The sequence below is a fragment of the Cohnella sp. genome, from assembly GCF_041641335.1.
Classification (GTDB): domain Bacteria; phylum Bacillota; class Bacilli; order Paenibacillales; family Paenibacillaceae; genus Cohnella.
The window spans coordinates 1-19,253 of record NZ_JBEPYQ010000121.1; the positions used below are offsets into that span (position 1 = coordinate 1).

16 protein-coding genes are annotated in these 19,253 nt (G+C 57.2%); 14 read left to right on the plus strand and 2 right to left on the minus strand.

Translation table 11 applies throughout. From position 1 onward, the window contains the following. Positions 1–613 precede the first annotated feature (613 nt). The 11 genes from recA to ACESLM_RS27470 all read left to right on the plus strand — a co-directional run bounded on the left by recA (position 614) and on the right by ACESLM_RS27470 (position 12,638). Complete coding sequence (gene recA / locus ACESLM_RS27420) at positions 614–1,675, plus strand: recombinase RecA (protein WP_372637042.1); 1,062 nt, start codon at positions 614–616, stop codon at positions 1,673–1,675. Positions 1,676–1,810: 135 nt separating this feature from the next. Next, positions 1,811–2,602, plus strand: coding sequence for a regulatory protein RecX (locus ACESLM_RS27425; RefSeq protein ID WP_372637045.1), 792 nt, complete (start codon positions 1,811–1,813; stop codon positions 2,600–2,602). 257 nt (positions 2,603–2,859) lie between these two features. Continuing rightward, positions 2,860–4,401 (plus strand): ribonuclease Y, encoded by a 1,542-nt coding sequence (gene rny, locus ACESLM_RS27430; RefSeq protein ID WP_094044027.1) that lies wholly within the window; start codon positions 2,860–2,862, stop codon positions 4,399–4,401. Between the two features lie 95 nt (positions 4,402–4,496). Continuing rightward, positions 4,497–5,291, plus strand: coding sequence for a TIGR00282 family metallophosphoesterase (locus ACESLM_RS27435; protein WP_094043511.1), 795 nt, complete (start codon positions 4,497–4,499; stop codon positions 5,289–5,291). A 174-nt stretch (positions 5,292–5,465) separates the two neighbouring features. Continuing rightward, positions 5,466–5,726, plus strand: a complete 261-nt coding sequence (gene spoVS / locus ACESLM_RS27440; protein WP_027084382.1) for a stage V sporulation protein SpoVS — start codon at positions 5,466–5,468, stop codon at positions 5,724–5,726. 151 nt (positions 5,727–5,877) lie between these two features. Then, entirely contained in the window at positions 5,878–6,825 is a 948-nt protein-coding gene (locus ACESLM_RS27445; RefSeq protein WP_372637049.1) for a dipeptidase, read from the plus strand. 182 nt (positions 6,826–7,007) lie between these two features. Then, complete coding sequence (locus ACESLM_RS27450) at positions 7,008–8,744, plus strand: 2-oxoacid:acceptor oxidoreductase subunit alpha (protein WP_372637052.1); 1,737 nt, start codon at positions 7,008–7,010, stop codon at positions 8,742–8,744. A gap of 1 nt (position 8,745) precedes the next feature. Beyond that, a complete protein-coding gene (locus ACESLM_RS27455; RefSeq protein ID WP_372637055.1) occupies positions 8,746–9,612 on the plus strand; it encodes a 2-oxoacid:ferredoxin oxidoreductase subunit beta in 867 nt (288 codons plus the stop codon). Positions 9,613–9,715: 103 nt separating this feature from the next. Continuing rightward, positions 9,716–10,300 carry a phosphate propanoyltransferase gene (locus ACESLM_RS27460; RefSeq protein WP_372637058.1) on the plus strand — a complete coding sequence of 195 codons (585 nt, stop codon included), beginning with the start codon at positions 9,716–9,718 and terminating at the stop codon, positions 10,298–10,300. A 183-nt stretch (positions 10,301–10,483) separates the two neighbouring features. Continuing rightward, positions 10,484–12,076 (plus strand): tRNA (N6-isopentenyl adenosine(37)-C2)-methylthiotransferase MiaB, encoded by a 1,593-nt coding sequence (gene miaB, locus ACESLM_RS27465; protein ID WP_372637061.1) that lies wholly within the window; start codon positions 10,484–10,486, stop codon positions 12,074–12,076. 76 nt (positions 12,077–12,152) lie between these two features. Beyond that, positions 12,153–12,638, plus strand: a complete 486-nt coding sequence (locus ACESLM_RS27470; protein WP_094043521.1) for a YlbF/YmcA family competence regulator — start codon at positions 12,153–12,155, stop codon at positions 12,636–12,638. 319 nt (positions 12,639–12,957) lie between these two features. On the opposite strand, the gene ACESLM_RS27475 is transcribed toward ACESLM_RS27470, so the two are convergent. Together ACESLM_RS27475 and ACESLM_RS27480 are read right to left on the minus strand one after the other, a co-directional pair. Next, positions 12,958–13,566, minus strand: coding sequence for a hypothetical protein (locus ACESLM_RS27475; RefSeq protein ID WP_372637064.1), 609 nt, complete (start codon positions 13,564–13,566; stop codon positions 12,958–12,960). Between the two features lie 188 nt (positions 13,567–13,754). Then, positions 13,755–14,429 (minus strand): biotin transporter BioY, encoded by a 675-nt coding sequence (locus ACESLM_RS27480; protein WP_372637067.1) that lies wholly within the window; start codon positions 14,427–14,429, stop codon positions 13,755–13,757. Positions 14,430–14,527: 98 nt separating this feature from the next. Between ACESLM_RS27480 and ACESLM_RS27485 the strand changes: the two genes are divergently transcribed. The 3 genes from ACESLM_RS27485 (at position 14,528) to ACESLM_RS27495 (ending at position 18,999) form a co-directional block, all read left to right on the plus strand. Next, complete coding sequence (locus ACESLM_RS27485; RefSeq protein WP_372637070.1) at positions 14,528–15,559, plus strand: energy-coupling factor ABC transporter ATP-binding protein; 1,032 nt, start codon at positions 14,528–14,530, stop codon at positions 15,557–15,559. A 43-nt stretch (positions 15,560–15,602) separates the two neighbouring features. Beyond that, positions 15,603–17,438, plus strand: a complete 1,836-nt coding sequence (locus tag ACESLM_RS27490) for an ATP-binding cassette domain-containing protein (RefSeq protein WP_372637073.1) — start codon at positions 15,603–15,605, stop codon at positions 17,436–17,438. A 418-nt stretch (positions 17,439–17,856) separates the two neighbouring features. Then, entirely contained in the window at positions 17,857–18,999 is a 1,143-nt protein-coding gene (locus tag ACESLM_RS27495) for a tyrosine-type recombinase/integrase (RefSeq protein ID WP_372637077.1), read from the plus strand. Positions 19,000–19,253: the final 254 nt, after the last annotated feature.

The window sequence follows — 19,253 nt, forward strand, 5'->3', positions numbered from 1 at the left end:
GTGGTAGCGGGAATGGTGCGTTTTGAGGCGCGTATGGCCATTATCCCGTTCGTTCAGGATGTGCGTGGAAGAGCGGGAGTGGTGCGTTTTGAGGCGCGTATGGCCATTATCCCGTCCATTCAGGATGGTCGTGGTAGCGGGAATGGTGCGCTTTGAGGCGCGTATGGCCATTATCCCGTTCAGTCAGGTTGAGCGCGGTTAGAGCACATAGGGCTACTAACGCGGAGGTCTTTGGTCCATGCAGACACCTTTAGGCATGTCCTGATCGACGGGGATATTGTCCGCAGGTTGCTGTCGGAGGAGCGTTGCGGCAACTTCGGAGGAGGGGCCTCTGAGCGGCGGGGATAATGGCCGGACTGCGGCGGCGAAGATCTCGGTTAGTCCGAGTCGCTGAGCGAACGGGATAATTGTGACAGAAATTTGTCGAGGCTTGCCAACCTTCGGAGCGATGTGTTAAAGTTTACTAGAAAGTTGCGGAAGAACCGTAGCGAAGATTACTTTGCTGCGGTTCTTTTTTGCAAGAAAATCGAACAAATGTTCTTAAAAAGCTTGGCAAACGCATGGAAACGCGGTATGATAAAACTATCAAAAAGAGATAAAGGATGTGGGTGTGTTGTCGGATCGTCGCGCCGCATTAGACATGGCCTTGCGCCAGATCGAGAAGCAATTCGGTAAAGGTTCGGTTATGAAGTTGGGAGAGAGCGCCCAGCGTACGGTAGAGACGGTGTCCAGCGGCGTGCTGGCGCTCGATATCGCGCTCGGCATCGGCGGCTACCCGCGCGGGCGGATTATAGAAGTGTACGGACCGGAATCGTCCGGTAAAACGACGGTATCCCTGCACGCAATCGCGGAAGTTCAGCGTTCGGGCGGCACGGCGGCGTTCATTGACGCGGAGCATGCGCTCGACCCGACTTATGCGAGGAACTTGGGCGTCAACATCGACGAGCTGCTGCTTTCCCAGCCGGATACGGGAGAGCAGGCGCTGGAGATCGCTGAAGCGCTCGTACGCAGCGGAGCGGTCGACATCATCGTTGTCGACTCGGTAGCCGCGCTCGTTCCGAAAGCGGAAATCGAAGGAGACATGGGCGATTCGTTCGTCGGGCTTCAGGCGCGTCTGATGTCCCAGGCGATGCGTAAGCTGTCCGGCGCGATCAGCAAGTCGAAGTGCCTGGCCATCTTCATCAACCAACTGCGCGAGAAGGTCGGCGTCATGTTCGGAAATCCGGAGGTTACTCCGGGAGGACGAGCGCTGAAGTTCTATGCGAGCGTGCGTCTTGACGTGCGCCGCGTTGAGGCCATCAAGCAAGGCAACGACGTAGTGGGCAACCGGACGAAAATCAAGGTCGTGAAGAACAAGGTGGCGCCTCCGTTTAAGCAAGCGGAAGTAGACATCATGTACGGCGAGGGGATCTCCAAGGTCGGCAGCATCGTGGACATCGGCACCGAGCAGGATATTATCCAGAAGAGCGGTGCGTGGTTCTCTTACAATAGCGAACGGCTGGGTCAAGGACGGGAGAATGCAAAGCAGTATTTGAAGGACAATACAGAGATCTCGGACAAGATCGAGAAGCAAATCCGCGAACTGTTGCTCAATGCTTCCGTAGTAGCCAATCAGACGGCCTCTTTCACCGCCGAAGAGGATGAGGACGACGCCGAGTTCGCCGAAGAACTGTAACTCGATAGAAGACTGATCAATCCAATATCAGCGAGGGGGCGGCATATTCAATGCCGCCCTTTGCGTCTGGAGAGAGGGGTGTAAGCGATGGATAAGGAGAAGCAACCGCGGCTGCCTATTGAAGGAGCCGTAGTTATGGGGATCGAGTCTCATCCGAAGAAACCCCACATGTACCGGGTGGCGCTGAAGCTGAATATAGCTCCGGAATTAGAGGACGAGCCCGGAGGTAAAGATGAATCTGAGAGGGATTGGAACTCCGAAGTGGACGAGTTGATTGCCGGTGCGAGGACGGTGAAGCGTTCGCAAGAGACGGTGCTTACGGTGCACGAGGATACGCTGGTGAGTTGGCGGTTGCTGAGCGGGCGCAGGCTGACGGCGGAGGAGGTAGAGACGCTTAGGCAGGATGAACAGAAGGAGGAAGCGTACCGGTCGGCGCTGCTAATGCTGGAGAGGAAACCGCGGACGACGGCGGAGCTGTCTCTGGCACTGAAGCGCAAAGGGTATGGCGCGGACATCGTGGAGGCGTGCGTAGAGCGGCTACGGGCGAGGAAGATGCTGGATGACTCGGCCTATGCCAAGAGGTTTACGGAGCAGCGGGCGGCAGGACAGCGCAAGGGGAGGATGTTGATTCGGCAGGAGCTGCTGCAGCGGGGCATCGACCGGCAAGATGTGGAGCGGGCGATCGGCGAATTGGACGGCGATGTCGAGCAGGAAGCTGCGCTCGCACTGGCTCGCAAACGGTGGCCTTCAACGAAAGGCAACGACCGGGAACGCAAAATGAAGCTGATGGGAATGCTGCTGCGAAGAGGCTTTCCAAGCGGGATCGCGAGGACGGCAGTACAGCAAGCGATGGCCGAGTCGGACGAGCCGGAGTGGGATGAAGCCGAGGAAGAAGGTTTCCGCGAGGATTACGATATGGATAATTAAGGGGCGGGTTCGCAACAATCGCGAATCCGCTTTCGGACGTTGCTTGACAATCCAATTTCGCAAAAGATAAAATGATTTTGTATTCCATTTTCCCACTCCGGCCGTTTTTTCCTTCCAAGAAGCGATTCGGAGCGCGTTTTTACGACACTTTTTGCTTTGTTCACACGTAATCAAACGGTTTGGAAACCGGAAGATCAATTGAATAAGTATCCCCAAGCGGTTGCCTTGGTGATGCAACGAGGAGGTGAGAGACCATGATGGAGCCATGGATCTGGATCTTGATCGTTCTCGTTGTTGGCGTCCTTTGCTTTGGGATCGGTTATGTCGTACGCAAATCCATTGCGGAAGCCAAAATCTCCAGCGCCGAAGCGGCTGCGGTACAGATCGTGGAAGCGGCTAAAAAAGAAGCTGAAGCGGTACGCAAGGAAACGGTGCTGGAAGCCAAAGACGAGGTGCACAAACTCCGTAACGAAGCGGAACGCGATATTCGCGAGCGCCGCAACGAAATTCAACGCCTGGAAAGGCGGCTATTGCAGAAGGAAGAGTCGCTGGATCGCAAGCTCGAAGCGTTGGAGCGCAAAGAGGAGCAAGTCGCCAACAAAGAGAAGCGAGTCGAAGAGATTCAAGACCAGATCGAAGTGCTGCATAAGCAGCAAATTGCCGAGTTGGAGCGGATTTCCAATCTGACGACGGAAGACGCCAAGCAGCTCATCTTGTCGAGCGTGGAGCAGGAAGTGCGCCACGAGACGGCACAGATGATCAAGGAAATCGAGCAGCAGGCGAAGGAAGAAGGCGACAAGAAGGCGCGCGATGTCATCTCGCTCGCAATTCAGCGTTGTGCCGCGGATCACGTGGCGGAGACGACGGTATCCGTCGTTGCGCTGCCTAACGAGGAGATGAAGGGACGGATTATCGGTCGGGAAGGCCGCAACATTCGCGCCCTGGAGACATTGACGGGTATCGATCTCATTATCGACGATACGCCGGAAGCGGTAATCCTGTCGGGCTTCGATCCGATTCGCCGGGAGATCGCCAGAACCGCTCTCGAGAAGCTGGTGGCGGACGGACGGATTCATCCGGCCCGGATCGAGGAAATGGTCGAGAAGTCCCGCAAGGAAGTGGACGAACGGATTCGGGAGTACGGCGAGCAAGCGACGTTCGAAGTGGGCGTACACGGCCTGCATCCGGATTTGATCAAAATTCTCGGCCGTCTGAAGTTCCGGACGAGCTACGGACAGAACGTGCTGAAGCATTCGATGGAAGTCGCCTATTTGACCGGTCTGATGGCCGGGGAGCTGGGAGAAGACATCACGCTTGCCAAGCGCGCGGGTTTGCTTCACGATATCGGCAAAGCGCTCGACCACGAAGTGGAAGGCTCGCATGTCGAGATCGGCGTGGAATTGGGCAAGAAATACAAGGAACATCCCGTTGTCATTAACAGTATCGCGTCTCACCACGGGGACGAGGAAGCGACTTCGGTTATCGCGATGCTCGTAGGGGCCGCGGATGCGCTTAGCGCAGCCCGCCCAGGCGCTCGCCGCGAAACGCTGGAGACTTACATCCGCCGGCTCGAGAAGCTGGAGGCCATCTCGGAGTCGTTCGAAGGCGTCGAGAAGTCCTACGCGATCCAAGCCGGACGCGAGGTGCGCGTCATGGTTCAACCGGAGAAGATCGACGATACGGAGGCGTTCCGTCTCGCTCGGGATATTACGAAGAAGATCGAGGGTGAACTGGATTATCCGGGGCACATTAAAGTTACGGTCATTCGCGAAACCCGTGCGGTCGAATACGCCAAATAAGGCGCGGAATGCAGGGAAGGCTGAGAAGTGGCTGCGGCAACACGCAGCCGCTTTTTCCCTTTTATACGGGGCTATGGAAAGAGAGCGTGAAACAGATGAAGGTCGTTTTTATCGGCGATATCGTCGGCAATGTAGGGAGAGATACGGTCAAGCGGCTGCTGCCGTGGATTAAGGACAAATATCAGCCGCACATCGTGATCGCCAACGGGGAAAACGCGGCGGGAGGACGCGGCATCAACGCGTCGATCGCCCGCGAGTTGTTCGAATGGGGCGTTCACGGCATTACGATGGGCAACCATACGTGGGATAATCGCGACATCTTCGAGTTTATCGACGACGAACCGCGCATGGTCCGTCCATCCAATCTGCCGCCCGGAACGCCGGGCCGCGGCAGCATGATCGTCAAAGTCGGAAACAAGGAGCTCGGCGTCGTCAATTTGATCGGGCGCACGTTCCTGCCGCCGGCAGAATGCCCGTTCCGTACGGCGGACGAGGAGATCGAGGCGCTTCGCCGTCAGACGAAGTGCGTGCTGGTCGATTTCCATGCGGAGGCGACGAGCGAGAAGATCGCGATGGGCTGGCATCTGGACGGCTATGCGTCGCTGGTCGTGGGGACGCATACGCACGTGCAGACGAACGATGCGCGTATCCTGCCGGAAGGGACCGCTTACTTGACGGACGCCGGCATGACGGGACCGCGCGACGGGGTGCTCGGCATGGAGAAGGAGACGGTGCTTCGCCGTTTCATTACCGGTATGCCGGCGCGGTTCACGGTGGCCGAGGGCAAATGGACGCTGAACGGCGTGTTCGTGGACATCGACGAAGCGACGGGCAAGGCGGTTAAAGTGCAAAATATTAGCGTCGACGAGGACTCCTGGATCGCAGTGTGAGCGTTGTCTGAATTGTCGGACAATTTCATGGCCGTACCTCTCGGGAAAAGAAGGAATTATCGGGCGAGTTACCGAATAAGTATGCCTTAGTGGGCCCATCCTTCGATTTCCGATGAATTCCCGATGCAACCGATGAGCCGGATAGGCGGGTTGTCATAAGAGGAGGTACTGGTCATGGAAGTATTAAAGGTTTCCGCAAAGTCCAATCCAAATTCCGTAGCAGGCGCACTGGCGGGCGTGCTTCGCGAGCGGGGCGCCGCCGAATTGCAAGCGATCGGGGCCGGGGCGCTGAACCAAGCCGTCAAAGCGGTGGCGATCGCCCGCGGATTCGTGGCGCCGAGCGGCGTGGACTTGATCTGCATCCCGGCATTCACGGATATTGTGATCGACGGAGAAGACCGGACGGCGATTAAGCTGATCGTAGAGCCGAGATAATCCGCCGGAAAGAAGCTGTTGACCTGTTGTTTGATGATGCGAGCGGTTCGGCGCGAAGCGCCGGAGACGGCGCATGATCGATGCGACAGGTTTTTTTGTGCCTACATGAGCCAAGGGGATAGGAAAAAGGAATCATTCGGGAGGGATACGAATGAGAATAGTCGATTTGCACGCCGACGTGCTGTGCAAGCTGCTTGAGAACCCGGGAGTACGCTGGAGGGAGCCGAAGGCCGGAGAAGCCGCGCCGTTCGACGCGACGCCGGGGAGGCTGCGGGAAGCGGGAGTCGCGCTGCAAGTCTTTCCTCTGTTCTTGCCGGAGGAGCTGCCGCAAAATCCGGAGACGTTGTTCCGAGGGGCCGAGCTGTTCTGGAGCGAAGTGTTGACGGCGCCGGGATTTAAGCTGATTCGCACCTCCGCCGATCTTGAGACGGCCCGGAAGGAAGGGCGGATCGGCGCTCTGTTTTCCCTTGAAGGCGCGGGCGCTCTGAACGGAGAACTGTGGACGCTGCGCTTGCTTCACCGGTTGGGGCTGCGCCTGCTCGGGCCGACCTGGAACCATGCGAACTGGGCTTGCGACGGAGCGACTGAGCCGAGAGGCGGAGGGTTTACGAAAGCCGGGAGACAGCTGGTTACGGAATGTGAAAAAATGGGCATCCTGTTAGATGTGTCGCATCTGTCCGACAGGGGGTTCTGGGAGCTGTCCGAGCGGGCGACTCGTCCGTTCATCGCTTCGCATTCCAACGCGCGGTCGATCGTCAATCATCCGCGGAATTTGACGGACGAACAAATTCGGGCCGTGATCGCGTCGGACGGGCTCGTAGGCGTCACGTTCGTCCCTTGGTTCGCGTCGGATGCGGAACCGGCCCGGATCGAGGACGTTCTTCGGCATGTCGATCACGTGTGCGCGCTGGGCGGGGAGAAGCATCTGGCGCTGGGCTCCGATTTCGACGGCATCTCCAAGCATGTCCAAGGGCTTGAGCATCCGGGACGTTATCCGGATCTAATAGAAGAGATGCTGAAACGTTATGCGGAAACTTTCGTACGCGCTATTGTGGGGGACAACGCCTTCCGTTTTTTGAAGACAAATCTACCTAATTGAACTGTTCGAGGAAAATCGTTCTCGAATTGGGAACGTTTTCATCGCAAACTGTTATGCGTTCGTTAAGCGAATATGTCTTGCATTTTACGTTCGTTAAACATAAGATTTATACGGGTAATAAAATATCATTGGGTAAATCTGTCGAAATTGGACGAACCAGAGATTAAGAGGAGATGGGCACTGTGATCAGTCAACTGTCATGGAAAATTGGCGGCCAGCAAGGGGAAGGCGTGGAAAGCACGGATCGAATCTTCTCTACTGCCCTCAACCGTCTGGGTTACTACCTGTATGGGTACCGGCACTTTTCCTCGCGGATCAAGGGCGGACACACGAACAACAAAATCCGTATCAGCACGAAGCCGATTCGGGCGATATCCGACGATCTGGACATTCTGGTCGCTTTCGACCAGGAGACCATCGATCTGAACGCGGGCGAGCTTCGGCCCGGCGGCGTCGTTGTCGCGGATGCGAAGTTCTCGCCGACGATTCCGGAAGGCGTGCAGGCGCGCCTGTTCGCAGTACCGATTACGGCCATCGCAGAAGAACTCGGCACTTCTCTCATGAAAAACATGGTCGCTTCCGGGGCATCTTGGGGGCTGCTTGGTCTGCCCATGGAAGTATTCAATAAAGCGGTTGAAGAAGAATTCGGACGTAAAGGCCCAGCCATCGTGGAAAAGAACGTGGAAGCGGTGCGGCGCGGCGCTGAGTTTATTTTGGAGCAGGCGGGCGGTCCGCTTGACGAGTTCAAGCTGGAGGACGCGGACGGCAAGATGAAGCTGTTCATGATCGGCAACGAAGCGCTGGCGCTCGGCTCGATCGCGGGCGGCTGCCGTCTCATGTCGGCGTATCCGATTACTCCGGCGTCCGAAATTATGGAATATTTGATCAAGAAGCTGCCGAAGTTCGGCGGCACGGTCGTGCAAACGGAGGACGAGATCGCCGCGGTGACGATGGCGATCGGCGCCAACTACGCGGGCGTTCGCACGATGACGGCTTCCGCGGGACCGGGATTGTCGCTGATGATGGAAGCGATCGGCCTGGCCGGCATGACGGAGACGCCGCTGGTCATCGTCGATACGCAGCGCGGCGGTCCTTCCACGGGCTTGCCGACGAAGCAGGAGCAATCCGACATCAACGCGCTGATCAACGGCACGCACGGCGAAATTCCGAAGCTGGTCGTCGCCCCGAGCACGATCGAGGAATGCTTCTACGATATGATCGAAGCTTTTAACCTGTCGGAAGAGTACCAAATTCCCGTCATCGTCGCGACGGACCTGCAGCTGTCGCTGGGCAAGCAGACGTCGGAGCCGCTCGATTACGACAAAATCGTGATCAAGCGCGGCAAGCTGGTCACCGAAGAGCTGCCGCCGAACGAGGATAACCGGCTGTTCAAGCGCTACGAGCTCACCGAGGACGGGATTTCCCCTCGCGTGCTTCCCGGAGCCAAGCACGGCATCCATCACGTCACGGGCGTCGAGCACGACCAGGAAGGGCGTCCTTCGGAGAACGCGCTGAACCGCGAGAAAATGATGGACAAACGCCTCGGCAAAATCGATAACCTGCGCGTGACGGACGCGGTGAAAGTTGACGCGCCTCACGCGAACCCGGATCTGCTCATCGTGTCGATGGGGTCGCTGGGCGGAACGATCGAAGAAGCCCGCACCCGCTTGACGGAGAACGGCATTACGACAAACCAGATGATGGTGCGCCAGATGCACCCGTTCCCGAGCGAGCTGGTGAAGCCGCATCTCGATGCGGCCAAGCAAGTCGTCGTTCTGGAGAACAACGCGACGGGGCAGCTTGCCAATCTGATCAAGCTGAATCTCGGCTATCACGATAAAATCCGCAATTTGCTGAAGTACGACGGAACGCCGTTCCTGCCTTCGGAAATCCACAAAGCGTGCAAGGAGCTGATCTAAGATGGCCACATTTAAGGAATTTCGCAACAATGTGAAGCCGAACTGGTGCCCGGGCTGCGGCGACTTCTCCGTTCAAGCCGCGATCCAGCGCGCTGCGGCGAATGTCGGCCTGGAGCCAGAACAGCTTGCGGTCATCTCGGGAATCGGCTGTTCGGGCCGGATTTCCGGTTATATTAACGCTTACGGTCTGCACGGCATCCACGGGCGCGCGCTGCCGATCGCCCAGGGCGTTAAGCTCGCGAACCGCGAGCTGACGGTCATCGCCTCCGGCGGAGACGGAGACGGCTTCGCGATCGGCATGGGCCATACGGTTCACGCCATCCGCCGTAACCTGGACATTACGTACATCGTCATGGATAACCAGATTTACGGCTTGACGAAGGGCCAGACGTCCCCGCGCAGCGCGGAAGGCTTCAAGACGAAGTCGACGCCGGAAGGCTCGATCGAATCGACGCTGTCTCCTCTGGAGATCGCCTTGTCAGCCGGCGCGACGTTCGTCGCTCAGTCGTTCTCGAGCGATCTGAAGCAGCTCACTTCCTTGATCGAGCAAGGGCTCGCCCATAAGGGGTTCTCGCTCATCAACGTGTTCAGCCCTTGCGTGACGTTCAATAAAATCAACACGTACGATTGGTTCAAGGAAAATATCGTGAACCTGGATCAGTTTCCGGATTACGATCCTTCCAACCGCGTCGCCGCGATGAACAAAATCATGGAGACGAATGGCATGCTGACCGGTCTGATCTATCAGAACAAGGAGCGCAAGTCGTACGAGAATCTGTTGACCGGCTTCAAGGAAGAAGCGCTCACGAAGCAGGACTTGACGTTGTCTCGCCAAGACTTTGACAAATTGTTGGCGGAATTCAAATAAGGCCCTATTCGGGCCGTCCGGACGAGGCGCGCGGGGTTTGTCCCGCGCGTTTCTTGCGTTATACTGGGATAAACAACAGATTTGGAGAAAGGTTGGGTTGTTCATGAGTGGAGCGGAGAGCAAGAAAGTTCCCGTAGGCGTATCGGCCCGCCATATTCATCTATCCCAGGAGCATGTGGAGGCTTTGTTCGGAGCGGGAGCGAAGCTGACGGAATTCAAGCCGTTGTCGCAGCCCGGGCAATTCGCCGCGAACGAGACGGTAGCCGTATTCGGACCGAAAGGTTCTTTTCCTAAAGTACGTATTCTTGGCCCGGCTCGCAGGGCGACGCAGCTGGAAGTGTCCCGCACGGACGCGTTCGCGCTCGGAGTGAATCCGCCTGTCCGCGAGTCCGGCAACATCGAGGGTACGCCGGGCATTCGCATCGTCGGTCCCGCGGGCGAAGTGACCGTAGACAAAGGCGTAATCGTGGCGGCGCGGCATATTCATTTTCACACGTCGGATGCCGAACGCTGGGGGATACAGGACAAGCAGCTGCTCAAGGTTAGGGTCGGGGGCGGCCGCAGCGTCGTATTCGAGCAGGTCGTCGCCCGAGTATCTGCGGACTTCGCGCTCGATATGCACATCGATACGGACGAAGGGAACGCTTCTGGCGTGAATACCGGCGACTTCGGGGAAATCGTGGAGTAGCCTACGGTCGATTCGTGGAATAACCCGGCTGAAGACCTTCCCCTTCTACAATCAGGGAGAAGGTCTTCTTGCGAGTCGTGATGGATTCAAGTGATTCGTTGTGCTATAATTTTTTATTGATGCTTTTATGTTAAATTATCGATTCGATCGCGGAATTGATCATAAAAGGAAGTGAGATCGCACATGACGCAGGGGGCCTCGAACGGGTCTAAGCCGGCAGGCCAGGCCAAAGATTACAGCAAATACTTTGACTTCTCCGGCGCCAAAGTCATTTCCGAAGATGAGAGTGGTCGCACGATCCGCCTGAACGGACGGGATATCCACATCGTCTCCGAGCCGAACTACCGTCAGGAGAAGCAGCGCGGCAAGGAAGAGGTCCAGGTTCACTACGAGAACGCCATACCCGACGAGTTGAAGTCGCTTGGCCTCGGAAGGAAATACTTGATCTATACGTACGGCTGCCAGATGAACGAGCACGACACGGAAGTGATGCGCGGCCTGTTCGAGGAGATGGGCTACGAGCCGACGGAAGAGCGGACGGATGCCGACGTCATTCTGCTCAATACGTGCGCGGTGCGCGAGAACGCGGAGGACAAGGTGTTCGGCGAGCTCGGGCATCTGAAGGTGCTGAAGCAGCAGCGCCCCGAGCTCATTCTCGGCGTATGCGGTTGCATGTCGCAGGAAGCGTCGGTCGTAAACAGGCTGATGCAGAAGCACGCGCATGTGGATCTCATTTTCGGAACGCACAATATCCACCGTCTTCCTCATCTGCTGCAGGAAGCCCACTTCGGCAAGGAAATGGTCATCGACGTCTGGTCCAAGGAAGGCGACATCATCGAGAATCTCCCGAAGAAGCGGACCGAGGGGCTGCGCGCTTGGGTGAACATCATGTACGGCTGCGACAAGTTCTGCACGTACTGCATCGTGCCGTACACGCGGGGCAAGGAGCGGAGCCGGTTGCCGGAGGACGTGATCGCGGAGGTTCGCGATCTCGCCCGCCAAGGGTTCAAGGAGATTACGCTGCTGGGGCAGAACGTGAACGCATACGGCAAAGATTTTGCGGACCGCGACTACCGCTTCGGGGACTTGATGGACGACATTCGGAAAATCGATATTCCCCGCGTCCGGTTTACGACTTCGCACCCGCGCGACTTCGACGAGCATCTGATCGAGGTGCTGGCCAAGGGCGGCAATCTGGTCGAGCATATCCACTTGCCGATGCAGTCGGGAAGCACGGAAGTGCTCAAGCGGATGAGCCGCAAGTATACGAGGGAGCGCTTCCTGGATCTGGCGCTGCGGATTCGCGGGGAAATTCCGAACGCGGTGCTGACGACGGACATTATCGTGGGCTTCCCCGGAGAGACGGAGGAACAATTCGAAGAGACGCTGTCGCTCGTGCGCGAAGCGGGCATCACGTCCGCATACACGTACATCTATTCTCCGCGGGAAGGCACGCCGGCGTTCGATATGCCGGACAATGTGCCTTACGAGGTGAAGCAGAAGCGGCTCGCGCGTCTGAACGAAGTTATCGGCGAGCTGTCGCTCGAGCATCACCAATCGCTTGTGGGCCAAATGATCGAGGTGCTCGTAGAGGGAGAAAGCAAGAACAGGGCGAACGTGTTGTCCGGCCGCAGCCGTTCGAACAAGCTGATTCATTTTGAAGGGCAAAAGGAATGGATCGGGCAGTTCGTACAGGTAAAGGTGACGGCCGCGCAGTCCTGGTACTTGAAGGCGGAAGTCGTCGGGGAGCCGGCGGCGTCGAGTCAAGCGGGGTAAAACGGGAAGCGGATATAGCGGGATATAGCAACAGTTGAAACAGAGAGACTAGACGAGAGCCGGGAGGAATAGGTTAATGTCAGCACATGCACACGGTCACGACCATGACCACGACCACGATCATCATGGGGGAGCTTGTTCGATCCCGTCGTTCGATAATCGGGAATTGATCGTTCGCGACGATATTCTAAGCAGAGCGCGCGAGCTGGCCAATCTGATTACGACGACCGAGGAAGTCGGCGTCTACCAGCAGGCGGAGAAGCGGATCCAGACCCATGAACGGGTTCAGGGACTGATCGCCCAAATCAAGAAAAAACAGAAGGAGCTCGTCGCGTTCCAGAACACGTTCAAAAACCAGGCGATGGCGGAGAAGATCGAAGCGGAGATCAACGAGCTTCAGGACGAGCTGGACGGCATTCCGATCGTTCAACAGTTCCAGCAGAGCCAGGTGGACGTTAATTATATGCTCCAGTCGATTATTACGATTATTCGCGATACGGTGGCGGAGAAGATCGACGTGGAAGCGGCGAAGCCGGCGGAAGCTCCGGAGACTTGCGACTAATTCGGTTCGGAGGGGCGAGTTTGGCGGTGGCGTTGGGCTGTGCATAAGAGGCCGGGTTTGTCCATAACCTACAGGCGGAGCAGAGACAGGCTTTATCTCATGCTTGCATGACGAAGGAGGACAGGCCGATGACGGAAGGCATTCCGAACTCGCAGACTCGCGCGCCCAAACCGGACGATCCGAAGAAGCAGGGACGATCTGCGGCGAAGAAGAAATCGAAGTGACGATAACGGCGGCGTTGGGGTGGATATCCCTTCGCCGCCGTTTCTTGCTTTCGTTGCCGTTCTGTGCGGGGAAAGGCTTCTTCTCGGCGTTGCGGTCAGCGGCTGGAGTTTGGCGAGGGAGCGATGCTGAGCGTTAAATTGCGTTGATCGAATTGGACCAGTTGTTTCTGATTGGGAGCGAGCTTCCACCTCTGCAGCCATAGCGAAGATAAACGGAGACGGTCATCCGATAAGTTGGCCGGAACGTGCAGATGAAGCTTGGCGAGATGTTTGCCGCTGCGGACTTTAATAATCGACCCTTGCCGCTCGGGGATGCCGAGCCGAGACAGCAATTCGTAGCCGACGGACAACGTTCCGGCGGCGACCGGGCCGGAAGCGATCAAGGCGACCGTTTCGCTAAGGGGAGATGGGCTAACCGTCAGCGATTGGTCGCTCGCATTGTAAGTAAGCGTGTATCTGCGCAGGGCGGTCAGCTGGAACTGGCGAGCGAGCGCGAAGCTCATCTCCATGAAGTCGGCGAAACATTCCCGCCCTTCGAGAAATTGCAATTGGATCTGCTGCTTGATGCTGCCGCGTTTTAACGTGAGCTTCGCGTTTCGGGGAATCGACAGCAGTTCGGATGCCATCTCCGCGCAGTTCAAGGTGAGCACGACGGTATGAGGGGGCAGCTTGGCGATAAATAAGTCGAGTCGACCGCTTGCCATAGGATGAGGCACTCTCCTTCAGGACAAGAAAACTAATAATCTTTCCACTGTATGCGAAGGAGGGGCGGTCTGTTTGTACCATCGTCCTGAACGAAAGGAAATGAACTCCCGTCACGCATGGCGATGGGAGTTCGAAATTGGACGCCGAAGGCGTTTGTGCTTGAGAGGCGATAGAGGAGCGGCGTGATTTAGCGTTTGGTTCTGCCGGAAGGACGTACGAGCGGCAAAACAGGACGAAGCGCGATGATGATGAGCGTGGCTGCGATTGCTTTGATCGCGTCTCCGGGCAAATAAGGGTACATGCCTGCGCGCAGGGCGCCGGTGAGCGTATCGTACTTCTCGCTGTCTACGACATGTGCGAGCCAAGGTACGCCGGTTATGTACACGATCAAGGAGCCGAAGACGAACACGGCGATCAGCAGCAGGAGCTGGCGAGAGCGATTAATTTTTCTGGCGGAACCGTAAATCCGATCGGTCACCCAGCCGATCAGGAATGCCGATACCGGAAACATCCAGATAAAGCCGCCAGTCGGTCCGGTCATCTGGGCGATGCCCCCGGAGCCGTTCATCAGGGGCAGGCCGAGGGCGGTCAAGCCGACGACGAGAAAAATGCTCCAGAACCCGTAAACGGCGCCAAGCAGCCCTCCCGCCAGCATGATGGCGAACTGCTGCAAGGAAATCGGAACCGGCGTGAAGCCGAGATGGATTTTGATGAAGCTGCCGGCAATGAACAGCGCGCCGAACAGGGCGGTGTAGACGATGCCCCGTACCCATGGGTTGGAACGGCGTGTGACGGTTGCTCTTGCTCTTGTTGCTGTTTCGGATTCGGATTCGGATGAAGCGGGCGTAGATGAATTCGACATTGTCAAAAAGCCTCCTAAATGTTAACCTTTATTTTAGTTGGTGGTTAACAATTGAGATTGTAGCATGGGATGTTCCGGTTGAAAAGAGGGATTTTTGCGTGAGAGGGAATCGTTCGTTGATGGAAGCTGCGGATGCGGATAAGGAGTCGGGGCTCGGCATGGCCGTTTCCGATCGATCGGATCGGGGCGGAGCTCCTCTTGAAGTAGATTGCGTTACCGTCTATGGAGGAGAAGGAGAGAGCGAAACCGCCGTCAGGCTGCAAGAAGCGACGTTAACGCTGGCAGCCGGGGAGTGGCTGACCGTAGTCGGCGTAAATGGAAGCGGCAAGTCGACGCTGTCCAGACTGTTAGCCGGATTGATGCCGGAGAGCATGAGCGGAGTCGTGCGGCGAGGCTTTGCGGGCGACGGGGTCAGCCCGATCGTACTGCAGCAGCCGAGAGCCCAGCTATTTGGCGAAACGCCGCGCGAGGAGGTTATGTTCGCGCTGGAGTGGCGCGGCGTTCCGGCGGAACGGATTTCTGATGTGACGGAGGAAGCTTTACATAGAGCGGGCTTGGCGGCTTTGGCGGATGAGCCGTGGGAGCGATTGTCCGGGGGACAGCAGCAGATGGCCGCGTTCGCAGCGGCGACCGCCTATCCATCGCCGCTGCTCGTTATGGACGAAGCGACGTCCATGCTGGACGAGGACAATCGGGACGCGGTTATGAGCAGAGCCCGAGAGCTGCATGCGGACGGCACAGCGGTCGTCTGGGTGACCCAGCGGCTGGATGAGCTTGGTCCGGACGATCGCGTCGTGGCGGTCGGGGAGGGTCGGATTATTTACGTCGGCAGGGGCCGGGAGTTTCTGTACGGGTCTGCTGATGGCGACAGTGAGTCTGTGTCTGGGGAGGCGTACAGCGGCGCTATTGGACCTGGAACCGCGGGCAGGCTTGAAGCGGGAGATGTGGATGGTGAGGAAGTCTCCGACGGCGGCGTATGGCCATTATCCCCGTGCCTCAGGGCCGGACTCAGATTGCCTTATCTGATGGAGCTTGCACTGGAGTTAAGGAGACTGGGAAAGCTAAGCGACCCGCTGCCGGTCACGGAACGGGAATGGCAGATTGTATGGGGGAACGCGGGAAATGGGTAATCAAGCTTCAGAGTTCGGAAAGCGGGAAGGAGTTCCGCTTCGATTGGACGGCATCAGATGGAGGCGAGGGGAAGAGGGGAGCGAGGCTTTTCGGACGGAAGGCTTAGTGTTCACTCCGGGCTCGATCATTCTGCTGATGGGCGCAAACGGAGCAGGTAAATCGACGCTTCTCGAGAAGATCGCCGGCCTGCGTCCTCCAGAAGACGTGTTGGCTGCGTACGGACCGGATGCGGTCTGGCGGAGAAGCCGCCTTGGCCGGGGAGGCCATCGCTTGAACGGGCAAGCCCTGTTGGGCTACAGCTACGCGAGCCAAGCGCCGGAAGAGGGTTTGTTCGCAAGAAGCGTAAGCGACGAACTTGCTTATTCGCTACGGCCGTACGGCTTGACGGAGGAAGCTGCAGCATTGCGGCGTCAGGAGGCGCTGAGCGCGGTGGGCTGGAAAGGCGAGGAGTGGCTGGAGCGCGATCCTTATTTGATGAGCGGAGGAGAGCGGCGCCGCACGGCGCTGGCGGCGGTATTCGCGGCTCCAGCCCCGTGGCTGCTGCTGGACGAGCCGACGGCGGGGCTGGACGGAGCCGGACATCGAATGATCGCGCTTAAGCTGAGAGAGATGCGGTCGGAAGGCATGGGAATCGTGCTCGTCTCGCACGATTCCGACTGGGCGCTGCCGCTTGCGGACGAAACGATGCTGCTGGCTGCGGACGGCACGGTAAGGCTGTGCAGTCGGGAGCAACTGGTTCGGCATCCCGAATGGCTTGTGGATACGGGCATGCGGGTGCCCGAGTGGCTGCAGGCGGCCCATCGGCTGTGGAGGAGCGGCGTTCCCGCCGAGCTGACGATGGATCCGACAGCAGCGGCCGCGGCTTGGAAGGTCGAGCAACGGAGCGAGAACGCGGCTCGGGTCCTGGTGGGTGCGCTGGGGGATGGCGGGAATGAAGAGAAGCAGGCTGAGCTGGATCGACAGGCAGGAGAGGCGCAGGAGGTAGACGGAGAGCGAAAGACAGCTGAAGTGGGACAGGCAAGAGAGCAGCTCGGGGCTGATGAAGGACGAGAATTTGCGCGAGAGTGGCAGGCAGGAGAAAAGCAGGAGATCGGTGGAGAGCGGAAGGCGGGTAAAGAGCGAAAAAGACACAGACAGTTAGGAGCGACACGGCATCGTCTCGCGGGGTTCGATCCCCGATCGGTATGGCTGGCTTATGCTTTAGTGAGTTTCGGTCTGTTTGCTTTGAGGGATTGGCCGAGGCTGGCTGTCGGAGCCGCGATCGTCATAGGGCTGCTGTTCGCCGGACGGATCTCGCTGCGGCGCTGGCGCGGACTGATCGTGAATTACGCGGTGTTTTCCGTGATGACGTCGGCCATCTTTGCTTCGGGCGCCGGGAGTGAATGGGCGATGCGGGGCGAGGCTTTTGCGGATACGTTGCTCACTTTTACGAGGACGATGCTTATTTTGCTGTTGGGGTTGGCTATTCCTCTCGTCATGTCGCCTTTGTCGCTGAGAAGATCTCTGGAGCAGATGACCTCTATTAAAGGCAAGAGCCCGATGTGGGCGCAAAGGGGAATTCTCGCGGTCGCACTGATTATGCGTTTTGTGCCGGTGCTGCTGGAGTTGTGGGAACGTTTCTCGAAGATTATCCGCGCTCGGGGGAAAACGCTGGCCCGTGGTCCCATCGCCTTCGGCCGTAAGCTCCGCGACACTGCGCTACCTTTCATGTTGGCGTTATTCCGATTAGGAGACGAGGTGGTGCTGGCGCTGGAGAGCAGAGGAGTGGGCGGGATACGGACAGCCACCCGGGCGCAACGGTTGAGGTGGCGCGGTCGGGATTATGCATTGGCGTACAGTGCGCTGCTGCTGGCGCTGGGGTTGTGGATCGCATCCTAATAGATGCAGAGCGAGGAGCGACTAGTGTCTTACGTATTTCCGTAGCTGCCAAGGAGGAGAAGAATATTAATTGTTTACCAATTGCTGGGCGATTGTTATAATAGAAGGGCGGGGCGAGGGGAGTTCTATCTGAAAACTCCTGTGCGGGTCGCAGAGATCTTGCCGGCGCTGACCGTAAAAGTCTAGATTAATCCTGAGTACTTCGGCATCGGTATCGGACTGGTGCTGGCGAACATCGCGCTGGGAATTCCCGACTTCGTTTGAGGTTTTAGCGATGGGGTTTAACGGTTGAAACGAAATAGAACGATATCGCTCCGAAAGAATCGAGAGGCTGCTATCCGCGGGATAGAGCCTCTTTATTTGTTTACCAGTTGTTAGCGGGATTTGGTAAAATGAGAGGGAGTGGACGTTTGTGGAAATGATAATGGAGTTGAGCAAGAAAAACGAAAGAGAGCTGGTTGTGCGGTTTCCGTATTGCGCGGAATGGATACGGCGGATAAAGGAGCTTGAGCGGAGCCGATGGGATCCTGCGACGAAGACTTGGTCTTTTGCGTATACGCTGCTTGCGGTCGAGAGGTTTATGATTCTGTTACAGGATGCGGACATTCGCGTTTCGGAAGAGCTTCTGAGGGAGTGCTATTTGCTGGGCGACAGGAGGGAAGGCGGCTCAATCAAGAGGCGGGTGGAGCTTGAAAAATCGAACTGGGGTGCTTTCGTTGAGAGCAAGCTGGTTTATGAATTGAAGCTGAGGGGGTACAGCCGGAAAACGATCCGGACATATTGCGGTCATGTAGGACGGTTTTATCGTTATTACGACGAGATCCGCGAGGAAGTGGACGAGTTGGATTTACTCAAGTCGTTCAGCGTTCGGATGTTGGATGAGGGGAAGTCTCATGCTTACGTGAATCAGGCGATCAGTGCCATTAAGTTTTATTTGGTGAAGGTGTGCGGTAAGTTGGAGGGCAGCTTTCCGTACGCGAGGCCGAAGAAGGAGAAGAAGCTTCCGAACGTTCTCTCTGTAAGCGAAGTATTGAAAGTGTTGGCGGCGGTGGACAACCGGAAACATCGGGCGATTCTGTATTTGTCGTCTTCATCTGGGCTGCGGGTCGGTGAAGTCGTCAAGCTGCGGCTCGCGGATATTGACCGAGAGCGCGGAACCCTGCACATCCGTCAGGGAAAAGGACGAAAGGACCGCGTCACCGCTCTCTCGGCAGCCGCCCTAGAAGCGCTTGATTGCTATCAGGCGGTATATAGAACGGAGCAATGGTTATTTCCCGGACAGAATCCAAGCCGGCACTTGACGGAGCGTACCGTCCAGAAGGTTTTCGAGCAAGCGGTACTCCGGGCACAAATTGCCAAACGCGTAAGTATCCATTCGCTGCGTCACTCTTTCGCCACACATCTGTTGGAGGAGGGCGTCGATATCCGTTACATCCAGGAGCTTCTCGGCCACAAGAGCATTCAAACGACGGAAATCTACACTCATGTCGCCGTCCGGGACCTCCGGAAAATCGTTAGCCCTCTCGATCGAATCATGGGTCAGAGCCAGGTAGATAAGTAGTTGGAGTCCTTCCTTCCTCGGCTCTTAATGGAGCAGAAGGGTTCAGGCTGGAATCCAGGGGCCGGGTGGATTCTGCGAAATACGCAAACAGGACTCTATGAGAGGTTTTGCGAAGTTCGTAGATTAAACGTTATATAAAATCAGCGCAAAACGAGAAAACAAAAGCAAATTTCTTCTTCTAAAGATGTTAAGATAACGAATAATTTACTTTCAAAAGAAGTGAAGAAAGGACATTCTAAAATGGGAGACGTATC